The organism is Halobacteroides halobius DSM 5150, assembly GCF_000328625.1.
GTDB lineage: Bacteria > Bacillota > Halanaerobiia > Halobacteroidales > Halobacteroidaceae > Halobacteroides > Halobacteroides halobius.
The window spans coordinates 1226466-1251840 of sequence record NC_019978.1; the positions used below are offsets into that span (position 1 = coordinate 1226466).

Below are 25375 nucleotides of genomic sequence, written 5' to 3' on the forward strand. Positions count from 1 at the left end.
AAGTAATATAAAAGAAAGAAATCGTTAAGACTAAGATAATAACCCAGGAAGGAAAGATTTAAGGAGGGGATTATAGATGTCCATTTTAGGTAGTCTATTTGCTGGTACAAAAAAGCAAATGGAGGTTAATGCTCAAGAAGTATATACTCTCTGGGATTTATTAAATACTAGATATTCTATTGTGAACTCTCTTAAGATTAATAGAAATTTTATTCATGATTCAGACTTTAGGAAAGTAGTTGATGGACATGTCGAGGCCTTCTCTAAGGAGGTCAATGAATTCGAGAAAAAGTTACAAAAAGTGGCAATCAAAGGGCCTCAGCCTGCAGTAACAGATACCAAGATAGCAACTAGCAATGAAGTTATGCGTGATGAAGATATAGCTTGGAATCTCTATAATTATTATCGAGGTGAACTTAAGAGTTTAACTAGATCTTTTAGGGATCATACAACCAATGATAATATAAGCGAGTGGTTAATAAAAATTACTAAGCAGACTTTACACCGCTATCATAATTATGTTGATTATCTAAAGAAAAAAGGTTGGATTAATATTCCTCCCCGTTATCCACATGTACCAGATGATGTTGATGAAGAGATATTGACCACAGAAGTTTATCAGTTATGGTCCCATTTAACTTTTAGGTATGCCAATATTCATTTAACTAAGATTCTTTCCACTTATACAAATGATAAAGATTTTGATCTATTGTTAGAGACTGGTAAAGGGATGTTAGAAAACCAAATGAGCAAGATAGAGAAGTTGTTATTATATTTTGGGGTACCTCTACCCCGAGAATACAGTGATTTGATTCCGCAGCCAGATATGACTGAGAATATTGGTGATGAATTTATCTTTACAACAGTTTATAATGGAATGCAGTCTGCAGCAGTTCTTCATAGCTCAGCTCTTATAGATGGCATTTTAAATAAAAGGGCTAAAGATTTATTTGAAAAATTATATTTTGCAGAGTTAAATTATATTAGTAAAATGATTAAGTATGGGAAGATGAAAGGGTGGATTATCCCAGCCCCTAGATACACAAGAAATCAAACTTAGCCTATATGACTAACTTAGCCCTAGATCTAGGGCTAAGTTAGTCATATCATCAGATTGTAAGGCATAATTATAAAAAGACTTGACAAATAAAGCAAGATAAACTATAATAATTTACAGTCAATATTAGATGTTTTTAAAATAAATCGCAATATTCAAATATAAGAATATAAGTAGAGAGGGGTATAACAATGAAATCTTTTATTAGTAATTGGAGTTGGATTTTATTAGTAGTTTTTTTAGGAGTGGGGTGGAAGTATCCAATCATCGGTAGTGTAGCCTTGGTGTGTATGTTAGCACCAGTAGTAGTTGCTACTTGGAGAGAAGGGCGAGTTTGGTGTGGAAACTTTTGTCCTAGAGGGAGTTTTAATGATAACGTATTAGCTAAAGTTAGCCGTAGTATGAAAATACCTAGAATTTTTAAGACAGTTGCCTTTAGAATAGCTTTCTTCCTCTTCTTAGTATATCAATTTGTAATAGGAATTATGAATTCGGGAGGAGATTTAGCTAAAATAGGTTTTGTGTTTTATAGAATTATCTTTATTACAAGTGCTATTACTATAATTTTAGGTATCTTCTTTCACGAAAGAACTTGGTGTTCGTTCTGTCCGATGGGTTCTTTATCAGCATTGGTTATTAAAATAAAACGTAGTCTAAAGAGAGTCAAAGAACAGGCTAAAGAAGAGCCTAAACGAATTAAAGTAGATCAGAATAAGTGTGTTAACTGTCAATTATGTGCTAAAGATTGCCCGATGGACTTAGAACCTTATGATTTTACTGATGATAGTGATAAAGATTTAGATTGTATACACTGTCAAGAGTGTGTTTATTCATGTCCTGTAGATGCGTTAACAAGAGAATGACCTAAAATAGCTATTAGTTTCTAAAGCTAATAGCTATTTTAATTATTTAGACTGGAGGGATGAAGATGTCTTTTACAAAGGTTAGTGGTGAAGAATTTAGTAAAAAAGTTAAAAGTTATAAGCAGCCTGTATTATTAGAGTTTTCCTATGAGTATTGTTCTGCTTGTCAGGAGGTAAAAGAGTTTCTTGCCGACCAACTAGAGAATGATAATCTTAACTTAATAGAGATAGATATCGCTAATAATCAAGAATTGGCCCAAGAATATGACGTTGATAGATCACCTACCTTATTATTATTTAATAAAGGGAAAGTAATTGCTAAGCATATTGGATATATTGATCAAGAAGAATTAGATGATTTATTGGCTGAATTATCCTTATGGAATAGAATTAAGAAGAAATTAAGTCTAATAGATTAAGTAGATATTAATTATTCCCTCGATTTTAGTTAATAATAGATAGTGATAGGGGGAGTTAAGATGAGAAATAAAATTAGGATTCACTATGATAATGGTAATAACTTTAGTAAGCCTCGGTTATGGATTTGGACTATAGGAAGTGGTAGCTTAGAGCGTGAGATTGAGCCGGTAGGAGAAGATGAGTATGGAGTTTATTATGATGTTATGGTTAATAGAAATAATTTCTATTTTAAATTCAAAGATATAGGTAAGAAAGGTGTCATTTGGGAAGATGACGAAAATAATAGAGAATATAATGCAGGATTAGGAGGAGAAATTTGGTCTAAAGCAGGAATTCATAATATTTATAGTGTTAAGCCTGATAGGCCAATAGGTCATATTAAAGAAGTATATAATAAAATTAAAGATTTAATTCCTCAGGAGAATTTCTATTTACCCCAAACTGATGTATCAGGGGGCAAAGTTCATTCCTTATTGGGAGCACATAAATTAACTGATGGTTCTATTAGCTTTGCTCTTTTTCATCCTCGAGCAGCGAAAGTATCTTTAAGCCTTAATCAAGAAGATAAGTTAGTTGAGCTTGAGTTATATAGGGGTTTTTATAATCAACCAAATATTTGGTGGGGCAGAATTCCTGCTACACAAGTTAAAAATAGAGTTGAGTATAAGTTTTATGTTCAAGGAGGTACAGCCGGTAATGAAAGGTTGGTTTATGATCCTTATACTAGGGTGTATAGTGATGATTATAAATTAAGTAATTGTGTAGTTGTAGATCCAACAGAGTTTCAATGGACAGATGAAGAATGGCAAACTCCTGATATTAGCCAGTTGATTATTTATGAATTAAATGTTTATGGGTTTACAGATGGTGATTCTGATATTCCACTAGAAGATCAAAGTACTTTTAGAGGAATAACTAAGCGGATTAAAGATGGTTATTTTGCAGATTTAGGAATTACAGCTTTAGCATTAATGCCTACCTCCGAAGCATGGAGTCATTTCGGGTTAGGTTATGATCCATGTAGTTTTATGTCTGTAGAACATGATTTTGGTAGTCCTGATGATTTTCGGGAGATGATTAATACTGCTCATCAACATGGTTTAGCTGTAATTATTGATCAAGTATTTAATCATACCTCTAATGATTTTAATCCACTGTGGAAATTAATTGATGATGGATCCAGTCCCGGTGGTTTATATTTTGATGGGAGTACTAAATGGGGTAATAAATTAGCTACTGGGCGAGATGAAGTTGATAATATGTTGATTGATTCTTGTAAACTGTTTATTAAAGAGTATCATATTGATGGTTTTAGATTTGATGCTACTCATTCTAATTATACTGATCATAAATTACTTTATCAAATTCAAGATGAGATTAGAAACTCTGGTTTTAAATCTAATGCTATTTTAATCGCTGAGAATTTACCCAATCAATCAGATCTAAACTTTGCCGGGTATAATGGTTATGCCCAGTGGGCTGATTTATTTCATGATAAAATGAAAGCTTTAATTAGAGAAGGTGTTTTTAGAAATTGGTGTGACGATAGTCCAAATAATTTAGGGGATATGTTTTATTTTTGTAAGAATCAATTTGCTAAACATACTAATAATGTAATTAATTATAGTGAAAGTCATGATGAACCTAGCATTAGATATGAAGTAGAAACAAATAATATTTTAGATTGTAATATTAAGGATCGTAAGGCGAGATTAGCAATGATGGCTACTATGGTAGCTTTAGGACAGCCAATGATTTATATGGGCCAAGAGTTTGGGGTTAATCGTAAATCTAATGTAATTGATATTGATACAGTGACTCCTGATCCTAATTGTCCTGAATATGAGTATAATGATTTTTATCGTTGGACCCAAAAGTTAATTAAGTTGCGTAAAAGATATGATGCACTAAAGATTTCCGGAAGCAATCCTGTTGAGACAGATCAGTTTAGTTGGATGATTGGCCCGTGGATGTCAGATAATAAAGGAGCTAATAGAAAAGTGATTGGCTGGAGAACTAAAAGTGGTCATCAAGAAATGTTAATCTTGCTTAACTTTGGAAATAAGGACGTAGATGTTGATTTAGAATTTCCTGCTTGGGGAAGATGGATTAAGTTAGCTGATATTAAAGAGGTTAATGATTTACCACCAGTAGGAACTAGAAATCCAGCTAATAATAGTTTAGAGGTACAAAATAATATTTTTTCTAACTTTACACTACCTCCTTATAGTGGTTTTATTTATAAAAAAGCTACTGGACGCAATTAATCTGCGTCCTCTTTATTTTTTATACTTAATATTATTTTAACTTTAGTCTATAGATAATATAAAAATGCAGGAACTTAAGTAGAAAAGTTTAAATAAATAAAAGTAGATGTTAGATAAGGAGGGAGCTAAGATGAAGAATAATAATGATTTAATTTTTGCTTTAGATATTGGAACCAGAACAATTGTGGGGTTATTATTAGAACCAACTAATGATAAATTTACTATTAAAGCTTCTGAAGTGGTTGAACATAATAAAAGATCAATGCTAGATGGACAGATACATAATGTAATGGAAGTAGCTAAGGAAGTTAAAAAAATTAAAGAAAAGTTAGAGAAAAGTTATGATATAAAATTGAAAAAAGCAGGTATTGCAGCTGCTGGTAGAGCATTAAAAACAGTTCAAGCTCATTATGAAGTTGAATTTAGTGGAAAAAAAGAAATAACTTCTGAAGAAGTAAAGGTTTTAGAGTTTGGGGCTGTACAAAAGGCTCAGCAGAAATTAAAGGAGACTAATAAATACGAAGCAAGTGGTTATCACTTTGTAGGTTATACAGTATTACAGAATAAATTAGATGGGATTAAGGTAAGTAACTTAATAGGACAAAGTGGAATACAGATAGAAGTTGATGTAGTAGCAACTTTTTTACCACGGATAGTAGTAGATTCATTATTAACTGTAATTAGAGAGGCTGATTTAGAAGTAGAACACCTTACTTTAGAGCCTATTGCAGCATCCAAAATAACTATTCCTCGGCAAATGCATAATTTTAATTTAGCATTAGTAGATATTGGAGCGGGAACTTCAGATATTGCAATAACTAAAGAGGGATCAATTACTGGTTATGCTATGGTTCCAGTAGCAGGGGATGAAATCACCGAGGCCATTTGTGATTATTATATGGTCGATTATCATACAGGAGAAGACATAAAAAAAGAGTTAACTAAAAAGGATAAAATAGAGGTTAGAAATATCCTAGATCAGACTACGACCCTTGCAACAGCTGAAATAACCAGAAATATTAAAGAGAGTGTCGATAAGCTAGCTAAATTAATTAGTAAAGAGATTTTAGATTTAAATAATGGACAACCTCAGGCTGTAATGTGCATGGGAGGTGGAAGCTTAACTCCTTTATTAAAAAGTAAGTTATCTGCTAGACTTGACTTACCAAAAGCTAGAATTGGTATTAAAGATGCTGAAAATATAGAAGAAATAGTAGGTAAGATCGAAGGTTTATCTGGCAGTCAAGCAATCACACCTGTCGGTATAGCAGTCAGTTGTTATCAAAATCTAAACCGGGCCAACTTCCTTGAGGTAGAAGTTAATGGAGATTTAATTCATTTATTTACTTTAACAGAGCCTAAAGTGGCTGATGCTTTATTAGCAGCACAAATTGATATTAGTAATTTAGAGGCTAGTCCAGGTATGGCTTTAACTGTTGAAGTAGAAGGTAGAGTAAAAGTAATTAAGGGGACAATGGGCACTCCAGGCCAAATAAAAATTAATGGTCAAGAAGCTGATATTGATACTACAATTAAAAATGGTGATAAGTTAACAGTTAAGTTAGGAGAAAAGGGGGCAGTTGGAGAAGGAACAGTAGCTGATGTGGTGCCTGATTTTCCTACGCGAGAAGTAAAATTCAATCAAGAAAAAGTAATAGTTAAACCTCAGTATTATATGAATGGAAAAGAGGTCACCTTAGATACTGAACTAAAAGATAGAGCTCAGATTAGTTATCAAATCCCTCAAACTATCCAGGAAATAATTACAGAAGTATTAGATTTAGATCTTAATTCAATGAAAAGCAAACAGTTAGTCTATACTTTTAATGGTAGAGAGAAAGAACATACTTATCAAAACTATAAATTATTATTAAATGACCAAGTAGTAGATTTTGATACTGAGATTAATGATGGTGATCAGATAGTATTTTCTGAAGTAGAAAGTAGTCCATTGCAGATTAAAGATGTCTTAGCCCAAAACTTAATTAATAATCAATTAACAATTACCTTTAATCAGCGCGAAATAGAAGTTCCAGCTAAAGATTATAAATTAACGAAGAATAATCAAAAGACTAGCCAAGATGAATACGTGGAAAATGGAGATAATATAGAGTATAGAACCAGTGGAATTAGGTTAAATCAATTATTAGAGCATATCAATTATAAATTATCTGATACTTTATTACAAGGAGATTTAGTAATAGAAAAGAATGATCAACCGGCTAAATTAACTGAGTTATTGACTGATGGTGACCAGGTTAATATCTATGTTTCTAAGCGTAAATAAATTAAAACTTATCTTATGTGATACAAGTCATATAATTTTTACCATTGATAAATTATAATACTAATATACTAATTGAAACAAATTAATGGTAGGAAGAATAAATTAGGAGGGTTAATTATGAGTGAGCAAGATTTTGATAAAGAAAAGATGAAAGAGAAATTTAAAGAAGAGTTAGGTTTTATTCCTCCTGGAGTTATGACTGGAGAAGTTTTAGGAGATGACTTTCAGCAAATAATTTCTGATTATCATGAAATTGTGTGGCGCGATGAAGTAATTCCTTTAAAGTATAAGTACTTAATTGCTATTTCTTCAGCAGTTTTTGCTGGTAATGAGAAGCGGGCCAAGTTGGAAATGCAAAAGGCAGTTAAGTATGGTGCTACAAAAGAAGAAATCATTGAAGTGCTCCGTCAGGTAGTCTGGTTAAGAGGAGCACCTACACTAGTGAAGTTGGCCCCGATTATATCTTTTATGAATAAAATTTTGAATAAAAAGGAGGAATAGTAGTGAATGTAATAGAATTACTAAGAGATGAGCATGATAATATTAAGAGAGTGTTAGTAGTTATGCGTAAGTTATGTATCAAAATTTTAAAGCAAGATCAAGTTGAGTTTGATGCTTTCTCTGATGCTATAGATTTTGTTAGAAATTATGCTGATAAACATCATCATGGAAAAGAAGAGGATATTTTATTTGCTATGATCTCTGATCACTTAGATGATGATATAGAAAAGGATCCAGTTGAAGCTATGCTTTCTGAACATGACTTAGGAAGATATTTTATTGGTAATTTAGAATCTGCTCTAGATTCTGTTAAAGAAGGTAAGGAAAATGCCAAAGTAGATATTATAGCTAACGCTATAGCATATGCTGACTTACTAGCTGGTCATATTTATAAAGAAGATAATATTATTTATAGTTATGCTGAGGAAGAATTAAGTCAAGATTCACTACAGAAAGTGCATCAAGAAGGTAAGGAAGTAGAAGCAACTGCTAGTGAAGAGGGATTACAAGAAGGATATATTAATCTAGTTAATGAATTAGAAGCTAAAGTTAAAGATATTAAATTATAAACTAGAGAATTCTAAAATTCTCTTAAATTAATACAAGGAGGCTATTACTTATGAAGGAAAAAGTAGAAAAAGTACTAAATGAAATTAGACCATCATTACAAGCGGATGGTGGAGATGTAGAATTAGTTGAAGTAACTGATGAGGGAATTGTTAAGGTTGAATTGCAAGGCGCTTGCGCAGGATGCCCTATGTCCCAGATGACTTTAAAGAACGGGATAGAAAAGAGACTTAAAAAAGAAATTCCAGAAGTTAAAGAAGTCCAATCAGTTTAATTTTACTAAAAGAGCGGGAATCCCGCTCTTTTTTTATTTTTTGAAAGAAAATTTGATTTATATCATAGCTAGATGATTTAAGATATCATACAATTTAACTACAAGATAGATGGAGGTGTCTAACAAATGAAGAAAAAACTAAAGATTACTAGCTTAGCAGGGATTTTAATTGCTATTGGCTGGTTAGCAGAGCTGTTTAATTTATCACCACTAATTTTTAATGGGGTGATGATTTTAGCAAGTATTGTAGCAGGTTATCAAGTTGCAATTAATGCCTTTAATACTCTAAAAATGGGAGTTTTAAGTATTAATACTTTAGTAACTATTGCTGCAGGTGGTGCATTAGTGATCGGTGAGTATTGGGAAGCAGCAGCTGTTACATTTCTTTTTGTATTTGGTAGTTATCTAGAAGCTAGAACAATGAATAAGACTAGAAATGCTATTAAGGGATTAATGGAGCTCTCTCCTAGTACTGCAACTGTAGTCAGAAAAGGAAAAGAAGAAGAAATACCCGCTAGAGATGTTATAGTTGGAGAAAAAGTAATTATTAGACCAGGAGAAAAAATTCCTATTGATGGTCAGGTAATTACTGGAGAAAGCGAGGTCAACCAAGCTTCTATTACTGGTGAATCAAAACCAGTAGCTAAAAAGCAAGGTGACGAAGTTTATAGTGGGACGATTAATAAAGGTGGTTATTTAGAAGTTGAAGCTGAAAAAGTGGGCCAAGATACTACTTTTGCTCGGATTATCCAACTAGTTGAAGAAGCTCAGGAAGAAAAAGCACCAACCCAAGAGTTAATGGAGAAGTTTTCTCAGTATTATACACCAGGGATTATTCTGTTAGCAATAATAGCTTATTTAATTACGTGGGATATTAGATTAGCTTTAACTTTATTAGTCATTGGGTGTCCTGGAGCATTAGTAATTTCTACTCCTATTTCTATCGTTTCTGGAATAGGTAATGCTGCTCGAAATGGAGTACTAATTAAAGGGGGTGAGCATTTAGAAACAGCTGGAGATATAGATTGTGTAGCTTTTGATAAAACAGGAACTTTAACTCAAGGTCAGCCTGAGGTAACAGATATTATTGCAGTAGCAGAAACTAAAAAGAACTTATTGGCTACTGCAGCAAGTGCTGAGTTAAATTCAGAACATCATTTGGCCCAGGCAATATTAAATGAGGTTAAAGACCAAGAGAATTTAACTAAACCTAATCAATTTTCTGTAATTACAGGAAAGGGAGTCCAGGCTCAAGTTAATGATCAAGATATATTAGTAGGTAATAGAAAACTATTAGCTGCAGAAGAGATTAAGATAGCTGATGATTTAGTTGAGCAACAAGAATCTTTAGAACGCGAAGGAAAAACAGTAGTCTTTGTTACGAAAGATAAGCAAATATTAGGTTTAATAGCTATAGCTGATACTCCAAGGGCCAAGGCCACTCAAACTATCTCTAAGCTTAAGGAGTTAGGCATAAAGAAAGTACTAATGTTGACAGGAGATAATCAAAGAATTGCAGCAACTATTGCCGAGCAGCTAGGTTTAGATGATTATCGAGCTGATTTATTACCTGAAGAAAAGGTAACTGCTATAAAAGAGTTACAACAAGAGTATACAGTAGCTATGGTAGGAGATGGAATTAATGATGCACCTGCTTTAGCTACAGCAGATACTGGAATAGCAATGGGAGCTGCAGGAACTGATGCTGCTATTGATACAGCAGATATAACTTTAATGGCGGATAAATTGACTAAACTTCCTTTTGCTTTAGGATTGAGTAAGGCTACTAATAGAAATATTAAACAGAATGTTATCTTTGCAGTAGGTGTTGTCTTTGCTCTATTAGCAGGTGTATTAGGTAAAGAGGTATTTTTGGCTTCTGGAATGTTGATTCACGAGTTAAGTGTTTTATTAGTTATCTTTAATGCTATGCGTTTATTACGCTATAAAATTAATTAATATAAAATTTAGGAGGATGATAATGATGAAAAATGTAAGTTTATATTTAGAGGATTTAGCTTGTCCAGATTGTGCTCAAAAGATTGGTCAAATTCTTAATAAGCAAGAGGGAGTAGCAGAAGCTGAGGTACACTATACTACTAGTAAGGCTAAAGTAGAGTTTGATGAAGATAAAGTAACCATAGATGACTTAAAGAAAGCTGTAGCTAGTACTGGTTATCATGTACAGAGAGTAGTATAATTACAGAAACAAGTGTGGGTGTGGTAATCTTACACTCACACTTATATATTAATAAGGGGGGATCAATATGAGCTGTTCATCTTGTGTTAAAAAAGTACCTATTTTTGCTGAGTTAGACCAGGAAACTATAGCTAAAATTGATAAATTAGTAACTAGAAAAAGCTATCAAGCAGGAGAAATGATCTTTTGGGAAGGAGACCCGGGAGAAAACTTATACATATTAAATTCTGGGCAGGTTAAGATTTATAAAACCTCTATGGAAGGGAAAGAATATATTGTACATCTATTAACTGAAAATGATTTTTTTGGAGAGTTGGTCTTATTTAAAGAAGAACCATTATCTAATAATGCTCAAGCAGTTACTGACTGTGCTGTCTGCCTGATTAATAAAAATGATTTAGAAAGATTATTGAATCATGATCCAAAGTTGGCGCATCATTTATTAGCAGCTTTTGGTACTCGGTTAAAAGAGACTAGACAAATGTTACAATCTTTGGCCTTAGATGATTCTAAAGCAAAGACAATTAGATTTTTAGTTAATTTGGCCCAAGAAAGTGGAATTGAGAAGAAAGATGGAGTATTAATCAAATTACCTCTTAGTAGAAAAGGGTTGGCCGATTTTTTAGCTATGACTCCTGAAACTTTAAGTCGTAAGTTATCTGAGTTACAACAAGAAGATATTATTTTACTCAAAGGCCAAAAACAGGTGATAATTAAGCAGTTGGACTTATTAAAAAATAAGTACTAATTTTTAGTTATGTGATATAGGTCACAGAAGATTTTTTAACTATAGAATATAATTCAAATAGTATTGAATGAGTGTTCATTCAGAAAGGAGGTTAATTATAAATGGATAAAAAAGAATTGATCCGTAACAGCGCTATTAAAGTGATTGCAGCAGAAGGGTATCATAACACAACAGTTAAAATGATAGCCCAAAAAGCAGAAATTGCAGTAGGTACAATTTATAATTATTTTTCTAATAAAGGTGAAATTTTAAATTATATATTTGAAGTAGAGTTTAATAAGCGAATTGAGTTATTACAGCAATTAAAGCAAAAAAATATTTCCTTAAAAGAAAAAATAATGATTTTTTTAGATAAACACTTTGCTGATTTAAAAGCCAATTCCGATACAGCAACGGTTTTAATCCAAGAAAGTAAATTACCTAGAAAGCATAGTTTAGAAGCCATTAATAACTTTATGAATAAATTGCCCGATTTATTGGCTAAAATAATAGACCAAGCTAGGGAAAAAGAAGAGATAAGGATAGTAAATTCGCAACTGGTTGCTAATATTATTTTTCATACTATTCGTGGGGTGGCAACTAAAGTAGTTAAGGATAATAAATTGAGTTTTACAGAAGCTAAAAAAGAATTACTTGATCAAATTTGGTTTGGATTGAGCAAATAATTGGTAAATTAATATACTAAGGAGGAGTTAATCATGGAAATTATTAAAATGGATCAACTTAAAGGAACAGAAAGATGGGAAGGGATAACAGTTAAGAAAATACTCAAAAATGAGGATACTCAAGTAATGAATTTAGTATTACAACCGGGAGATAAAGTACCAGAGCATTCAGTACCTGTTAATGTTTTCTTCTATATAGTAGAAGGTAAGGGAACATTAAGAATAGGAGATGAGAAAAAAGTAGTGGAGGCAAAAGATATTATTCCTTGTACTCCAAATACTAAGATGTCTTTACAAGCAGACCAAGGAGAAAAGTTTGTAGTCTTAAATATTAAGACACCTAGTCTGTAGTGGGATAAAAGCCCATCTGTTATTTACAGGTGGGCTTTTATAATTAAATAGGATTAAAAGGGGGCCAAGCTAATGGTAATGAATAAAAAGATTAGTCTGATCTTGATTGTTATATTATTAATAGCTACAGGATTGATTGTAACTAAAATTCAAGATGTGAAAGAGATTGAACCACAAGTAAAAGATGAAAAGACAGGTTTAGGAGTTCCAGTTAAAGTAGCTCAGATAAAAGCAGGAGCTATAACCAAAACAATAGATTATACAGGGCAAGTAGAATTAAGTAAAGAGATTAGAATTTCTTCTTTGGTAGGAGGGCAAGTAAAAAAGGTAGCAGTAAAAGTAGGAGAAGAGGTTAAAGAAGGTCAAGTGTTAGTACAATTAGATAAAACTGAACTTCAATTAGCAGTAGATAGTGCTAAAAAAGCTGTTAAGCAGTCTAAAGTCAAGCTTAGGCAGACTAGATTGAATTTAAATAATTTAACCCAAGAACGAACAGAACTGAACTTAAGTTTGGAGCAAGCTAGAGTTTCTTTACAAGAAGTAGAGGCTAAATTAGCTGAAGCTCAAGCTAATTTACAGCGAGTAAAAGCAGAGTATAAAAGAAAGAAACGATTATATGATAATCAGATTATATCCCAAGCAAAGTTTGATGTTAGTAAAGCTCGTTATAAATCAGCTGTAGCTAAAGTAGAGCAGTTAGAAGCAAAAATAGAGGGTGGAGAAATTAAGCTTAAGAAATTAAAAGTAAAGTTAGAACAGTTAGCTATTAGAAAGAAAATATTACAGGAGAATTTAAAGCAAACTCAACTGGGAGTGGAGTTGGCCCACAATAAATTACAACAGGCCCAAAATAAATTAGGTTATGCTACAATTACTGCTCCTCAAAGAGGAATTATTCTTAAAAAAATTATTACCGAGGGAGAAATTGCTACTCCAGGTAGACCTCTATTGAACTTAGGAGTAGCTGACCAAGTTAAAGTAAAGATAGCTGTTGGTGATCAGACTTTAAAGTTACTTAAAGTAGGAACACCTGCTAAAGTCACTTTTGCTTCTTTACCACAACAAGTATTTAGAGCCCAAGTAACTAAAGTTTATCCAGTAGTAAATCAAGTAGGTCTTACTAAAGTTGAACTTGCTTTAAATAACAGTAACTTTCAGTTAAGAAAAGGAATGTCAGCTCAAGTAGAATTGATAACTAAATCACATAAAAAGACATTATTAGCTCCTAAAGAAGCAATTTATACTAGTCAGGGCCAAACTTATTTGTATCTAATAAAAAATGATAAAGCTATGCGAAAACAAGTTATTTTAGGTATTAGTAATGGAACCCAAGTAGAGATACTAACAGATATTGCTCCAGGCACTAGAGTAGCTACTACTAATCATCTTCAGCTAAAAGATGGAAGCCAGGTCTATATCTGGAGTAAGGAGGGCCAAAAGAAATGACTTTAACTGAATTTGCAGTCAAGAAACGTTATACAACAATAGCTGCTACACTAGCAATTATCCTATTAGGGCTGGGAGGTTATATGTCCTTAGAGACACAACTTAATCCTGATATTGACCCAGTAGTTGTGAATGTAACAACTACTTATCAAGGAGCAGCACCGTCAGATATAGCTGAGTTAATTAATGAGCCCTTAACAGAGGAGTTAGGAACTATAGCAGGAGTTGAAAATATTAGTGCGCAAGCAATGGAAGGAAGCTCAATAATTACTGTTGAGTTTAACTATGATAAAAATATCGATGTAGCTGCTGTAGAAGTACAAAATGTAATTAATCGGATTAGAGGTGAATTACCTGCTGAAATTAATAGCCCCCAAGTCAAAAAATTCAGTCCGGCTGATAAACCTGTAGTTACAGTTGGTATTACAGGAGATTATAATTTAACCTATTTACGGACTATAGCTACTAATAAGATTTCACAAAAGTTACAATTAGTTAGTGGAGTAGCTAGTGTTGATGTTTTTGGAGGGCACAAAAGGGAGATTTATATAAGTGTTGACCAAGAGAGATTAAAAACTTATAATCTTTCATTAAGTAGTATTGTTGCTAAATTAAACCAAGAAAATGTAACTATTCCTGGAGGACGGATTACAAAAGTCAAAAGTGAGTATTTAGTAAGAACGGTAGGAGAGTATAAATCATTAACCCCAATTAAAAATCTAGTAGTTGGAAATTATCAAGGCCAATTAATTTATTTACGTAATGTAGCTCAAGTTATAGATTCCTATCAGGATCTAAGAAGCAGGTTTAGATTAAGAGGAAAAGAAGCTGTAGCAATTAATATTATCAAGCAACAGACTGCTAATACAGTTCAAGTTGCCAGCAGAATAAAGGATGAATTAAAGAAATTAAGGGTTGAGTATCCCAAGCTTAAATTTACCGTGACAGATGATCAATCTAATTTAGTTAAGATAGTAATTAATAATTTAACTAGTAGTTTAAGATTAGGGATTATTTTGACGATGATCTTAATCTTTTTATTCCTTAATAACTGGAGAAATACATTAGCGATTTCTATTTCCATTCCTTTAACTTTTCTCTTAACTTTAGCTTTGTTAAAAGTATTTGGTTTGACTCTTAATTCTACTACGATGACAGGTTTGATTTTAGCTATAGGAATGTTAGTTGATGATTCAATTGTAGTAATCGAAAATATTACTCGTCACTTTGAAGAATTAAAAAGATCACCTAGTCAAGCTGCAATTGAAGGAACTAATGAAATTGCATTAGCTACAGTAGCAGGGTCTACTACTTCTATGATTGTTTTACTTCCGATTATGTTTATTGGTGGTTTTGTACAACAGATGTTTAGACCATTAGCTATGACTTTATTATTTGCTTGGACAGGATCTTTAATCACTGCGTTAACCATTATTCCTTTAATAATGACTTTAGTCTTAAAAAGAAAGCAACGAAAAAAGGATAATTTTATTTATAAGGTGGTTAATTTATTTGGTAAAGCAGTTGATTATAGCCGAGATATCTATTTAAAATTATTAAAAGTAGCTTTGGCTTATCGCGGGGTAGTAATAGTATTAGGGATTAGTCTATTAGTAATCAGTATTAGTTTGATGCCCTTAATTGGTTCTACCATGGTACCTAAAATGGATAGTGGGCAAATCTATATTTCTATTGAAGCTGAACCAGGTAGTTCTTTAACCAAAACAACTTGGATTACTAGACAAGTAGAAGAAATTATTAAGGAAATACCTGAGGTACAGATTTATTCTAGTCAGATTGGAGCAGAACCTGGGAGTGGCATGTCTAGTGTTACTGGAGCTATGGGGGTTCAACAATCATTTATATCTGTTGATTTAAGTAGTAGTAACCAACGAACAAGATCTATTTGGGAGATAGAAGCTGAGATTAGAAATAAGATGAGTCAGATTCCTGGGATTAGAGCTTTTGTAGTTAGAGAGATAGGTTCTACTGCTATTGCAACTACTAAAGCCCCGCTAGTAGTCCGTCTAAAAGGAGATAATCCAATGATTTTAAGAAGCTTGGCCCAGCAGTTAGTACCCCAATTAAAAAAAGTGCCAGGAGCAACCAATATTACTACCACTTGGACAATAGCAAGCCCCGAATACCAAATAAAAGTAGATCGGATTAAAGCTGCTAAAGTAGGTTTGACTACTAAAGGGGTAGCTAGTCAAGTAACTGCTGCTGTTAAGGGGATAGAAACTGCTCAAGATTATAGTTTATCTGGTAAAAAAGATATTAGTATTAGAGTTAGATACCAAAGGGAAGACCGTAAAAATAAACAAGATTTAAAAGATATAATGATTACTACTCCTTTAGGTACTAAAATTGCGTTACGAGAATTAGCCACAATTAAGTTAGTAAAGGGGCCTAATCTAATAACTAGTGAGAACTTAGTAAATACTTTAGATATAATCGGTTATACTCATAATAGAGCACTAAGTAAAATAACTGCTGATTTGCAACAGATTATTGACCAATTTAAATTACCAGAAGACTATCAGGTTAGTATTGCAGGGGAAAGAAATGATTTAGTAGAAGCAAGAGATAGGTTAATGATTAGTTTAGCATTTGCGGTGGTTTTTGTCTATTTATTACTAGTTTCTCAATTTAAATCAGCCTTGCATCCTTTGACTATTATGTTATCAATCCCTTTAGAATTGATTGGAGTAGTAGGAGGTTTAATATTAACCGGTAAATATTTATCCATGCCAGCTATTATGGGCTTAATTTTACTAACAGGAATTGCAGTTAATGATGCTATTCATTTGATTGAATTTGCTATCGAAGAACAAAATGAAGGAAAAAGTCCCCAAGAAGCACTTTTAACAGCTGCTAAATTAAGATTTAGACCTATTATAATGACTACTTTATCTACTGATGTGGGGATGTTACCTTTAGCTTTAGAATTATCTGTAGGTTCAGAAAAATATTCTCCGTTAGCTATAGTAGTTATTGGTGGATTAACCGCTTCTACATTACTCTTATTATTTGTAGTCCCAGCAGTCTATTCTTTAGTTGAAGATTTAAAATCAACTTTACTAGTAAAAAATAACTAGGGCTATTATGTGATATAAGTCAAAGAAATAATATTATAGCTCTGCTATAATCTATTTAGTAGTAAAACATAAAATAAGGAGTGATTAGATGAGTTTAGTATTAGGGCCAGTTCATCATTGGCTATACAATCAAATTGAGACAATTGAAGACAGGGAAAAAGAAATAGTAGCAGCCTTTAAAGAACAATATGGAGCTAATGAAGTAGATAAATTAGTAAAACAGGTAAGAAAAGAGTACGGTCAATTAAAAAGAGATGCTCCTTTAGAAGAATTAATAGGCAATAGTGGAATTCATCCGTGGCTAGAAGGAGCTATCACAACAGTTCAGACTAGAGAAGCAGCGCTAGTAAAAGAATTAATGATGGAGTTTGATGACCAAGAACTATTAGTAAAGGTATATAAAAATAATGGCAAGAAAATAGCAAAAGAAGCTGATACTAGCCAAGGAACTAATGAACTAGAATCTGCTTTTGAAGCACTAAAGAATACTTTATTACAGCGAATGCCTTGCGATAGATTATCTGCTGTAGTTCATAATAAAGCAGATCAGATTGTTTGGCGTCATGATATTAAATTGCATACGGAATTTTGGCAAAAAGCTGGTGTAGACCTTGATTTAATGCATCAATTATATGATAATTGGATAAAAGGCTTTGTGAAAGCAATCAATCCTAAGATCAAACATCAACGTGATATTAGTCAAGAACAATATGAAGATATTTTTACTATCTAATTTTAAAAATTTAATATAATTAAAACCAAAGCCTCTATAATTATTGATATACAGATTATAGAGGTTTAATTTTCGGTTTGATATAAATTATTAATTTAGCTAGGAGGTGAAAGAATGTTTAAAGCACCATTTCCAAGTGGGGCCAACCTACAAAAGCTTAAAAATGAAGAGAGAACTTATTCTATTTCACCACATATCAGTGGCGGCTTAACTAATGCTCAAACTTTAAAGAAGATAGCAACAGTAGCTGAAAAGTATAACTGTGGGATAAAGATTACTTCAGGTCAACAGATTAAACTAATGGGACTTAAGGCTGACCAAGTAGATGATGTGTGGGCTGATTTAGAAATGGAGCCTAAAGATAAATCTGGTTTAAAGTGTAAAGGAGTTCGTTTTTGTTCTGGAAATCGGTTTTGTAAACGAGCTGCGCTAGATTCAGTTAGACTAGGTAGGGCTTTAGAAGATAAGTACTTAGGAATGGAGTTACCATCCCGATTGAAGATGGGGGTTAGTGGTTGTTCTCATTCCTGTACTGCTCCAGCAATTAGAGATATTGGGATCGTAGGGGATGAAGATGGTTTTGAAGTAAGAGTTGGTGGTTCTGGAGGTAGTAAGCCAAGATTGGCTAAGCCACTAGCTTACGGATTAAATCAGAATCAAACTTTAGCTTTAGTAGAGCAGATAATAAATGTTTATAAAGCTAAAGGAAGAGTTAAAGAAAGATTAGGAGATATGATAGAACGGATTAGTTGGATAGAATTTAGTACCCAAGTAAAAAAAGATCAAGTTAAAGAGCTTATCCCACTAGAAAAATTTAAAATTGAGAATAAGCAGAAAAATGCTAGTTATAAATGTCAACATGAGTAAATATTAGAGTTAAAATAAAAGATAATATATAGTTGATTAACAAGGATCGAGATTAAAATTCATCTCGATCCTTGATTTTATTAATTTTACTTTTAACTTTTTTAATATAGTTATCATCTGCTGGAAAGAAATTATAATTAGCTTCAATAATAGTAATAGCTCCTTTAATACTTGCTTTTAAATTTAAAGTGGCTACTTTATGATCAGCTTGGACTGTAGTTTTAACTTTACCTTCTAGTTTATCTCCCACTGTAAGAGCAGCCTTCGCAGTTTCAGTAATTTGTAGAGGAACTGCAATGATTTTCTTAAGTTTAGTTTGATTTTGAAAATTATTTGCTAAATTAATTTGATAAGCTTTAGTATCATCTGCAATAGCCTGTGATAAATCTTCTTGTATCGTGTTAAGTGTTGTTAGATATTCGTTAAATTCTTCTTTAGTTTTTATATTCCAGTTATTTTGACTAACTTGAAAGACTAGCTTAAGTAAGGATACACCTAATAAAGCAGTAGTAGCAATTGTTGCTCCCCCTGCTGGAACAGGATTTTTGGGACTGGCAATTTGTTGACTAAGTTCTTTAATCGAACTATTAATATCAGTAATAATCTCCTTTGCCTCCTCATTAATTATATTATTATTATAATCTAGTATAAAGAAGAAATATATGATTTTTATCACAGAAGGTTAAAAATTTAGTTTATAAAGATAATAAACGGGTGGTTAACCACCCGTTTATACTTTAATTAAATCCCTAATTCATTTCTTTTCTGTATAATATGTTCTTCAATCCCATCGGCTGCTTTTTGTGGATTATTACCTAAAGCAACTTTACCTCCAGTTAAATCTTCTAATTCATCTGTTAGTAGATTAACTAAATTTTCTCCTCCAGCAACTGGTGGAGTAGGAGATAGGTGGGTATATAGTCCATATGCAAGAGAGAACATAGCATCAATTGTTGCTTTTTGTTCTAAATATTGTGGTGCTGTAACAGCTACAGGTAATTGAGAAGTATCTACCTCTAAGAAATTAGCTAGTTCTGTTACTAACATAGAGATTCTTCCAGTATCAGTACAGGTACCAAAGCTAAGTACTGGTGGAATATTAAGTTGGTTACAAACAGCTTTTAATCCTTCTCCAGCGTATTTATCAGCAGCATCTGGGGCTGTTAAACCTGCTACTTCTAGACCATGATTTCCACAACCTCCACTAATAATTAGGATATCTCTACTGACTAGTTCTTTAGCAAGATTAACGGTCATATAATCATGTGGTCCATTAGCTAAAGTAGTACAGTTAATTAATCCTACAACTCCTTTAATATTTCCTTCTTTGATGACATCTACTAATGGATCAAGAGTACCTCCTAAAGCTTGTAGTACTGCTTCTGTTGAGAATCCAGAGACTGCTTTTTGAATTCTAGCTGGGACATGAGGAGTAATTTTTTCTTTACGTTCTGTAAAGTTTTCAATCCCCATTTCAATTAATTTATTAGCTATATTACCTACTTCTGTAGGTTTATAATCATAGTTTTCTTCCACCCCTGGAATTCGAACTAAATCATTAACTGAGACTAGAGTAGCTTGATACTTTTCTTCGTATGGTTTTAGGTTAGGTGGTGAGCAGTTTTCATCCATAGCAAAGATATCAACTGCACCAGTAGCAAGGACAGGTTCAATAGCTAACCAATTACCAGTTAACCCTCGGAAGACATCATCCATTTCAAAACGTTGTAGTAGCTCTTGTCCAGTTTCAATTGATCCAATAACTCTTACTCCTTTGGCCCCTGCCTCCTTGGCCTTTTGTTGTATCTTAGGGTCACGAGCAGCATAAATTGTTGCTACACCAGTCCATGGTTCGTGACCATTAAAGAGGATATTAACATAATCAGGATCTAAAATCCCCATATCTGTATCTACTTCATGAGGTGTGGGAGTTCCAAATAAAATATCTTGGACCATTTCTAGACCTAACTGTGCACCATAAATAGTGGCAATTCCAGCTCGTAAGGCCTTTTTGGCCATAGAAACATAATCACCATCAACATTAGTTAAGCAACTAGCAGTAGCATCTTTAATCTCATGCATTACTCCTGCAGGGTAGATTGCTAGATCCTTCCATATTTTCTTTCTAGGCTCTGGAGCAAAGACTTCCACCATTTGAGGTGGTTCATCATAGTTGCTACTTAATTGATCTATTAAAGCATCTCCTAGTTGAATAGCAATATCTTCTTTCTTTTGGTTAGTATCAATCCCTAGTGACTCTGCCATCCAGTTTAGTTTATTTTCATCAGTAATTCCAAAAGGAGTTTTTCCTTCACCAGTTGATTTCAGTGTTCTAAAAGCATTATAAGCATGATGAGCATATGTACTAGTTCCCATAATATTTCTAAGTAACATATCTCTCATGGCCATAGCACTAGGGTCAATACCACAGTCTCCTAGTTCAGCACCTGCTTTTTCTGAGATACGACAAGGACCATTAGTACATAATTGACAACTAACTCCATCACTACAAAAACTACAGCGAATTTTTTCTTGCGGATCAAAGCGATCAAAGACATTACTCATTCCATCTGCATGAAGTTTTTCGTACATTTCTTGTACAGTTTCGTGAACACTAACTTTTCCTCCAGTTAACTCTTCAATACCTGGTATTGCATCTGCCATTTAAATTCCTCCCTAATTTTTTATATCTTAGTACTTCACTCTATATAATTTGGATAAATTAAATTATATATACATGATTAATTAAACTAATCATAATCCCTACCAAAAAGGTTGACATTACTTTTCTATTCTTATACAATAAAGATAAAATTGGTATTTTTTAATTAAAGGGGTGAAGTTTATGTTTGGTAATCAGAAACTAAAGACAGAATTAGAAGAAATAAAAGCGGAAAATAAAAGATTAAAGTCTAAATTAAATGATAAAGAGACTGAATTGAAGCAATTAAGAAATACAAGTAGCAATATTAATAACTTAAAAGAAAAATTACATAAGCTTAAAGAAAGTACTAAAAAACAGATGAAACAGATGGAACAAGAGGATAATTGGATTATAGACCAGGTTAATGAAATTAATGATCAGTTAGAAGATGTATTAGTAGAAAATGAGATAGGTGAAGAGATAATTGATGATATGAGAGCTGATCTTAAGAATTCACAGTCAAAATTGAATAACTTTCATAAGACATTTAATCAACTCCAACAAGAAATAAGTGATATTACTCAATTTACAGCTGAGATTGATGATATAGCAGATCAAACTAATTTATTAGCTTTAAATGCTTCTATTGAAGCTGCTCGAGCAAGTGGTTCCTCAACTAATTCAGGGGCTGGGTTTTCAGTAGTGGCAGAAGAAATTAAAGAACTGGCTACTCAAACTTCAAATTTATTAGAGAATATTACTGTTAGCACTCGTAATATTTATCAATTGTTAAGTGATTCAGAGACTGGAATTGATAAGTTAGCTACCCATTTAGATGCGAATAAGGAGTTGGCCCAAAAACTAGATAGTCAATTTTCTAATATAGTAGAGATAATAGATCAAGCTTTTATTAAAGTAACTGAAATTAATGAAGCGGGGGATCAACACTTAAACTTAGGAAATCAAGTTATTAATAATTTAGAAGAAGCTGATTCAGTATTAGAAAAATAGACCACTAAAAAAGACCGGATTAATCCGGTCTTTTTTAGTGGTGTGAGATTTATCACAACAGAGACTGGTTATATATGTTATTATAGGTTTGTAATCGCTTGTGATAAATATTACAATCACATTCTAAAAGGGGGATTAATATGTCAGAAAAAACTATTAACTCAGAACAGGAAGTAGAGAAATCTTTATCAGCGAAATTAAAGGGTGTGAATCTTGTTGATTCTTTATTTGCCTTTGTAGGAGCATTAATTGGGATTGGGATTATTACTTATTTAGCCTATCAGTCTGAAAACTTTGCTTTAATAGCACCGCCTTTTGGTGCAGCAGCAGTTTTATTTTTTGCAGCTCCAGGAGCACCTTTGGTAAAACCTAAGAATGCTTTTTTTGGACATCTATTATCAGCTTTAGTAGGAACAACTGTTTATTATTTTTTAGGGCTTAGTTGGTTTAGTATTGCTTTATCTGTTTCTTTGGCTATTGGTTTAATGGTCTTAACTGGGACAACCCATCCACCTGGAGGAGCTACAGCTTTCTTGGCAGTGATGGCTGAAAAGAACTTTTTATTTCTTGTTAATCCAATTTTAATTGGAACAATTATCTTATTTATAGTTTCAGTAGCTACTAATTACTTTCATCCAGACAAGAGCTATCCAGTTAAGGAATAGAAGATGAAATTTGGTACTGCAGTTATATTAGCAGGAGGTAAGAGTACTAGGATGGGTTTTGACAAGCAGTTATTAAAGATTAATCAGACTAGATTACTTAAATTAATAACTGATAAATTAGAAGAAGAATTTGAAGAGATAATAATTGTTAGTAATTATCCAGAGTATTATACAGATTTTACTTATCAAGTAGTTTCTGATGAGCTACCTAATCAAGGCCCATTAAGTGGTGTTCATGTTGGATTGAAGGAGGCAAGCAGTAAGTATGTTTACTTTTTAGCTTGTGATATGCCTTATGTAAATTTAGATTATATTAGGTTTATAAAAGAAGAGATAGAAGAAAATGATGTAGCGGCTTGTGTTACCCAAGTTAATGATAAAATAGAGCCTTTTAATGCTTTTTATTCTCAAGCTATAATTTCCAAAATAGAAGCTTATTTAGCAACCGAAAAAAGGGCACTTTATTCATTATTGAAAAGATTAGATTGTTATTATATTCAAGAAGAAAGTGCAAGGATGTTTAGTCCTAATTTGAATATGTTTCTAAACTTAAATACTAAAGAAGATTTATTAAATTATTATAAGGACCTAGTCAGTTAATAAGAAAGGAGAGGTTAAGGCAATGGAGATAAAACAATCAGTTTGTAACTATTGCTCTCTAGGATGTAATTTTGATTTTTATGTTAAGGATAATGAAATAAAGAAGGTAGTTCCTACTGAAGGTTATCCTGTTAATGATGGTTTCGCTTGTATTAAGGGGCTAGAATTGGATGAACAATGTACTAAATATGGTTCACCCAACAGACCCCTTATCAAAGATGAAGCTGGTAATTTCCAAGAAATTTCTTGGAATGAAGCTTTTGATACATTTGTAACTAAAATGGAAGCAATTCAAGAGGAATATGGTAAAAAAAGTGCAGCATTTATCAGTACTGGTCAAATAACTACTGAAGAAATGGCTTTATTAGGTCATATCGGTAGAACCCATATGGGTATGAATGGAGATGGGAATACAAGATGTTGTATGGCTACTTCTGTTGTAGCTCATAAACAAAGTTTTGGTTTTGATGCTCCTCCTTATACGCTAAATGATTTAGAATTATCAGATACAATTATATTTATCGGGGCCAATCCAGTGGTAGCCCATCCTATTGTGTGGGATAGAGTAAAGAAGAATAATGATTCTACAGTGATTTCAATTGATCCAAGAAAGTCAGAAACTGCAAGTAATTCTGATATGTGGATTGATATTAAACCTAAAACAGATCTTAGGTTATTATATACATTGGCAAATCTTTTAATTGAACGGGATTGGATTGATCAAGAGTATATAGCAGAATATACTGAAGATTTTGCTGGGTTTAAAGAACATGTTAAAAAGTATACTCTAGAAGATGTGACAGAAAAAACTGGTATTTCTCGGCAACAGGTATTAGAGTTAGCTGAAACTATTTACCAAGGTGAAAGAGTTTCTTTTTGGTGGACTATGGGGGTCAATCAAGGACACCAAGCTGTTAGAACAGCCCAGGCTATTATTAATTTAGCAGCAATGACTGGAAATATAGGAAAACCAGGAACTGGGCCAAACTCTTTAACAGGTCAGTGTAATGCTATGGGGTCAAGAGTATATAGTAATACAGCTGGATTATATGGAGGGAGAAGCTATAGTAATCTTGCTGATAGAAAAAAGGTAGCTAATATATTAGATATCGATCCCGAGATGATACCAAAGAAAGGTACTATTCCTTATAATGAAATTGTAGATGGTATCAACAAGGGAGAGATAAAAGCCTTATGGATTATTGCTACTAATCCTAGGCACTCATGGGCCAATAACGAAGAGTTTAAAAGAGCAATTGATAACTTAGATTTCTTTGTTGTACAGGATTTATACCCTGATACAGAAACATCAGAACTTTGTGATTTGTTTTTACCTTCTGTTCCAGCAATAAAAAAAGAGGGGACTTTAATCAATACAGAACGACGTGTATCAGCAGTAACGCCTGTGCTTGATAAAGAAGAAGATGAATTAAGTGATTATGATATCTTTTATGGGATAGGTCAAGCTTTAGATACCACTGATTCTTTAGATAATTGGAAAACCCCTAAAGATGCCTTTGAATTAATGAAAGAGTGTAGCGCAGGTATGCCTTGTGATATGACAGGAATAGATTATAATCAACTTGTTGGTTCTAAAGGGGTTCAATGGCCTTTTAGGGAAAATGAGGAATTAGAAAGGGATCAACGTAGGTTATATGAAGATGGAGAATACTTCACAGAGACTGGAAAGATGAAATTTATTTATGAAGATATAGCTGAGAAGCCAGAATTGCAGACTGAAGAATTTCCTTATATTTTTAATTCTGGTAGAGGAACAGTAGGTCAGTGGCATACGGAAACAAGGAATAGAGAGATGGAGTTAGTAGAGATGAGTTCTTTAACAGAGGCTTATGTTTATATTAATCCTAAGTTGGCCCAAGAGTTAGATATAAAACAGAATGATAAAGTATTAATTTCATCAACAAATGGTCAACAAAGAGAGTTTACAGCTAAGTTAAGTGATACAGTTCAAAATGATCAATTATATGCTCCAATTCATTATATTGAAACCAATGCATTGACACCATCTGTATTTGATCCTTACTCTAAAGAGCCTGCCTATAAATATGTTTGTGTTAATGTTGAAAAAATTGCTGAATAGGAGGGAATAC

Annotated in this window: 23 protein-coding genes; 21 read left to right on the forward strand and 2 right to left on the reverse strand. The window is 32.8% G+C overall.

Annotated features, from left to right (window positions below):
- Window positions 1–76: 76 nt before the first annotated feature.
- The 17 genes from HALHA_RS05975 to HALHA_RS06055 all read left to right on the forward strand — a co-directional run bounded on the left by HALHA_RS05975 (window position 77) and on the right by HALHA_RS06055 (window position 18344).
- Window positions 77–1060 (forward strand): DUF3231 family protein, encoded by a 984-nt coding sequence (locus HALHA_RS05975; protein WP_015326885.1) that lies wholly within the window; start codon window positions 77–79, stop codon window positions 1058–1060.
- Between the two features lie 188 nt (window positions 1061–1248).
- Window positions 1249–1920, forward strand: coding sequence for a 4Fe-4S binding protein (locus HALHA_RS05980; protein WP_015326886.1), 672 nt, complete (start codon window positions 1249–1251; stop codon window positions 1918–1920).
- 65 nt (window positions 1921–1985) lie between these two features.
- Window positions 1986–2339, forward strand: a complete 354-nt coding sequence (locus HALHA_RS05985) for a thioredoxin family protein (protein WP_015326887.1) — start codon at window positions 1986–1988, stop codon at window positions 2337–2339.
- Window positions 2340–2399: 60 nt separating this feature from the next.
- The gene (locus HALHA_RS05990) at window positions 2400–4607 is read left to right on the forward strand and encodes an alpha-amylase family glycosyl hydrolase (protein ID WP_015326888.1); all 2208 of its coding nucleotides are present in this window, start codon (window positions 2400–2402) and stop codon (window positions 4605–4607) included.
- Window positions 4608–4737: 130 nt separating this feature from the next.
- Entirely contained in the window at window positions 4738–6894 is a 2157-nt protein-coding gene (locus tag HALHA_RS05995) for a cell division FtsA domain-containing protein (protein WP_015326889.1), read from the forward strand.
- Between the two features lie 117 nt (window positions 6895–7011).
- Window positions 7012–7395, forward strand: a complete 384-nt coding sequence (locus HALHA_RS06000; protein WP_015326890.1) for a carboxymuconolactone decarboxylase family protein — start codon at window positions 7012–7014, stop codon at window positions 7393–7395.
- Between the two features lie 2 nt (window positions 7396–7397).
- A complete protein-coding gene (locus HALHA_RS06005; RefSeq protein ID WP_015326891.1) occupies window positions 7398–7964 on the forward strand; it encodes a hemerythrin domain-containing protein in 567 nt (188 codons plus the stop codon).
- Window positions 7965–8014: 50 nt separating this feature from the next.
- Complete coding sequence (locus HALHA_RS06010; RefSeq protein WP_015326892.1) at window positions 8015–8236, forward strand: NifU family protein; 222 nt, start codon at window positions 8015–8017, stop codon at window positions 8234–8236.
- 126 nt (window positions 8237–8362) lie between these two features.
- Window positions 8363–10195, forward strand: a complete 1833-nt coding sequence (locus HALHA_RS06015; RefSeq protein WP_015326893.1) for a heavy metal translocating P-type ATPase — start codon at window positions 8363–8365, stop codon at window positions 10193–10195.
- A 22-nt stretch (window positions 10196–10217) separates the two neighbouring features.
- A complete protein-coding gene (locus HALHA_RS06020; RefSeq protein WP_015326894.1) occupies window positions 10218–10436 on the forward strand; it encodes a heavy-metal-associated domain-containing protein in 219 nt (72 codons plus the stop codon).
- A gap of 67 nt (window positions 10437–10503) precedes the next feature.
- A complete protein-coding gene (locus HALHA_RS06025) occupies window positions 10504–11184 on the forward strand; it encodes a Crp/Fnr family transcriptional regulator (RefSeq protein WP_015326895.1) in 681 nt (226 codons plus the stop codon).
- 101 nt (window positions 11185–11285) lie between these two features.
- The gene (locus HALHA_RS06030) at window positions 11286–11849 is read left to right on the forward strand and encodes a TetR/AcrR family transcriptional regulator (protein WP_015326896.1); all 564 of its coding nucleotides are present in this window, start codon (window positions 11286–11288) and stop codon (window positions 11847–11849) included.
- A 33-nt stretch (window positions 11850–11882) separates the two neighbouring features.
- Complete coding sequence (locus tag HALHA_RS06035; RefSeq protein ID WP_015326897.1) at window positions 11883–12200, forward strand: cupin domain-containing protein; 318 nt, start codon at window positions 11883–11885, stop codon at window positions 12198–12200.
- 72 nt (window positions 12201–12272) lie between these two features.
- Window positions 12273–13646, forward strand: a complete 1374-nt coding sequence (locus HALHA_RS06040) for an efflux RND transporter periplasmic adaptor subunit (RefSeq protein ID WP_015326898.1) — start codon at window positions 12273–12275, stop codon at window positions 13644–13646.
- Window positions 13643–16744 carry an efflux RND transporter permease subunit gene (locus tag HALHA_RS06045; RefSeq protein ID WP_015326899.1) on the forward strand — a complete coding sequence of 1034 codons (3102 nt, stop codon included), beginning with the start codon at window positions 13643–13645 and terminating at the stop codon, window positions 16742–16744. Before HALHA_RS06040 ends, HALHA_RS06045 begins: the two co-directional genes overlap by 4 nt.
- Window positions 16745–16832: 88 nt before the next feature.
- Window positions 16833–17477, forward strand: coding sequence for a hypothetical protein (locus HALHA_RS06050; RefSeq protein ID WP_015326900.1), 645 nt, complete (start codon window positions 16833–16835; stop codon window positions 17475–17477).
- Window positions 17478–17591: 114 nt separating this feature from the next.
- Window positions 17592–18344 (forward strand): nitrite/sulfite reductase domain-containing protein, encoded by a 753-nt coding sequence (locus HALHA_RS06055; RefSeq protein ID WP_015326901.1) that lies wholly within the window; start codon window positions 17592–17594, stop codon window positions 18342–18344.
- 52 nt (window positions 18345–18396) lie between these two features.
- Here the strand turns inward: HALHA_RS06055 and HALHA_RS06060 are convergent, their stop codons facing one another.
- Both HALHA_RS06060 and cooS read right to left on the reverse strand, forming a co-directional pair.
- Window positions 18397–19020 carry a cyclodeaminase/cyclohydrolase family protein gene (locus HALHA_RS06060; RefSeq protein ID WP_015326902.1) on the reverse strand — a complete coding sequence of 208 codons (624 nt, stop codon included), beginning with the start codon at window positions 19018–19020 and terminating at the stop codon, window positions 18397–18399.
- Between the two features lie 65 nt (window positions 19021–19085).
- Entirely contained in the window at window positions 19086–21008 is a 1923-nt protein-coding gene (cooS, locus tag HALHA_RS06065) for an anaerobic carbon-monoxide dehydrogenase catalytic subunit (protein ID WP_015326903.1), read from the reverse strand.
- Between the two features lie 181 nt (window positions 21009–21189).
- Here cooS and HALHA_RS06070 point away from each other — a divergent pair, with 181 nt between their 5' ends.
- From HALHA_RS06070 to HALHA_RS06085, 4 genes are all read left to right on the forward strand, one after another.
- Window positions 21190–21999, forward strand: a complete 810-nt coding sequence (locus HALHA_RS06070; RefSeq protein WP_015326904.1) for a methyl-accepting chemotaxis protein — start codon at window positions 21190–21192, stop codon at window positions 21997–21999.
- A gap of 140 nt (window positions 22000–22139) precedes the next feature.
- Window positions 22140–22664, forward strand: coding sequence for an HPP family protein (locus HALHA_RS06075; RefSeq protein ID WP_015326905.1), 525 nt, complete (start codon window positions 22140–22142; stop codon window positions 22662–22664).
- A gap of 3 nt (window positions 22665–22667) precedes the next feature.
- Window positions 22668–23264: a molybdenum cofactor guanylyltransferase gene (mobA, locus tag HALHA_RS06080; protein WP_015326906.1), complete on the forward strand. Its 597-nt coding sequence runs from the start codon at window positions 22668–22670 to the stop codon at window positions 23262–23264.
- Between the two features lie 22 nt (window positions 23265–23286).
- Window positions 23287–25365 (forward strand): molybdopterin oxidoreductase family protein, encoded by a 2079-nt coding sequence (locus HALHA_RS06085; RefSeq protein WP_015326907.1) that lies wholly within the window; start codon window positions 23287–23289, stop codon window positions 25363–25365.
- The last annotated feature ends 10 nt before the right edge of the window (window positions 25366–25375 follow it).

Excerpts from the sequence above, each read along its gene's own strand:
- HALHA_RS06075 (WP_015326905.1), top strand. The coding sequence starts at position 22,140 with ATGTCAGAAAAAACTATTAACTCAGAACAGGAAGTAGAGAAATCTTTA.
- HALHA_RS05995 (WP_015326889.1), top strand. The coding sequence starts at position 4,738 with ATGAAGAATAATAATGATTTAATTTTTGCTTTAGATATTGGAACCAGA.
- HALHA_RS06085 (WP_015326907.1), top strand. The coding sequence starts at position 23,287 with ATGGAGATAAAACAATCAGTTTGTAACTATTGCTCTCTAGGATGTAAT.
- HALHA_RS06040 (WP_015326898.1), top strand. The coding sequence starts at position 12,273 with ATGGTAATGAATAAAAAGATTAGTCTGATCTTGATTGTTATATTATTA.
- HALHA_RS06020 (WP_015326894.1), top strand. The coding sequence starts at position 10,218 with ATGATGAAAAATGTAAGTTTATATTTAGAGGATTTAGCTTGTCCAGAT.
- HALHA_RS06050 (WP_015326900.1), top strand. The coding sequence starts at position 16,833 with ATGAGTTTAGTATTAGGGCCAGTTCATCATTGGCTATACAATCAAATT.
- HALHA_RS06055 (WP_015326901.1), top strand. The coding sequence starts at position 17,592 with ATGTTTAAAGCACCATTTCCAAGTGGGGCCAACCTACAAAAGCTTAAA.
- HALHA_RS05980 (WP_015326886.1), top strand. The coding sequence starts at position 1,249 with ATGAAATCTTTTATTAGTAATTGGAGTTGGATTTTATTAGTAGTTTTT.
- cooS (WP_015326903.1), bottom strand. The coding sequence starts at position 21,008 with ATGGCAGATGCAATACCAGGTATTGAAGAGTTAACTGGAGGAAAAGTT.
- HALHA_RS06000 (WP_015326890.1), top strand. The coding sequence starts at position 7,012 with ATGAGTGAGCAAGATTTTGATAAAGAAAAGATGAAAGAGAAATTTAAA.
- HALHA_RS05975 (WP_015326885.1), top strand. The coding sequence starts at position 77 with ATGTCCATTTTAGGTAGTCTATTTGCTGGTACAAAAAAGCAAATGGAG.
- HALHA_RS06045 (WP_015326899.1), top strand. The coding sequence starts at position 13,643 with ATGACTTTAACTGAATTTGCAGTCAAGAAACGTTATACAACAATAGCT.
- HALHA_RS06015 (WP_015326893.1), top strand. The coding sequence starts at position 8,363 with ATGAAGAAAAAACTAAAGATTACTAGCTTAGCAGGGATTTTAATTGCT.
- HALHA_RS06025 (WP_015326895.1), top strand. The coding sequence starts at position 10,504 with ATGAGCTGTTCATCTTGTGTTAAAAAAGTACCTATTTTTGCTGAGTTA.
- HALHA_RS05990 (WP_015326888.1), top strand. The coding sequence starts at position 2,400 with ATGAGAAATAAAATTAGGATTCACTATGATAATGGTAATAACTTTAGT.
- HALHA_RS05985 (WP_015326887.1), top strand. The coding sequence starts at position 1,986 with ATGTCTTTTACAAAGGTTAGTGGTGAAGAATTTAGTAAAAAAGTTAAA.
- HALHA_RS06070 (WP_015326904.1), top strand. The coding sequence starts at position 21,190 with ATGTTTGGTAATCAGAAACTAAAGACAGAATTAGAAGAAATAAAAGCG.
- HALHA_RS06010 (WP_015326892.1), top strand. The coding sequence starts at position 8,015 with ATGAAGGAAAAAGTAGAAAAAGTACTAAATGAAATTAGACCATCATTA.
- HALHA_RS06030 (WP_015326896.1), top strand. The coding sequence starts at position 11,286 with ATGGATAAAAAAGAATTGATCCGTAACAGCGCTATTAAAGTGATTGCA.
- mobA (WP_015326906.1), top strand. The coding sequence starts at position 22,668 with ATGAAATTTGGTACTGCAGTTATATTAGCAGGAGGTAAGAGTACTAGG.
- HALHA_RS06035 (WP_015326897.1), top strand. The coding sequence starts at position 11,883 with ATGGAAATTATTAAAATGGATCAACTTAAAGGAACAGAAAGATGGGAA.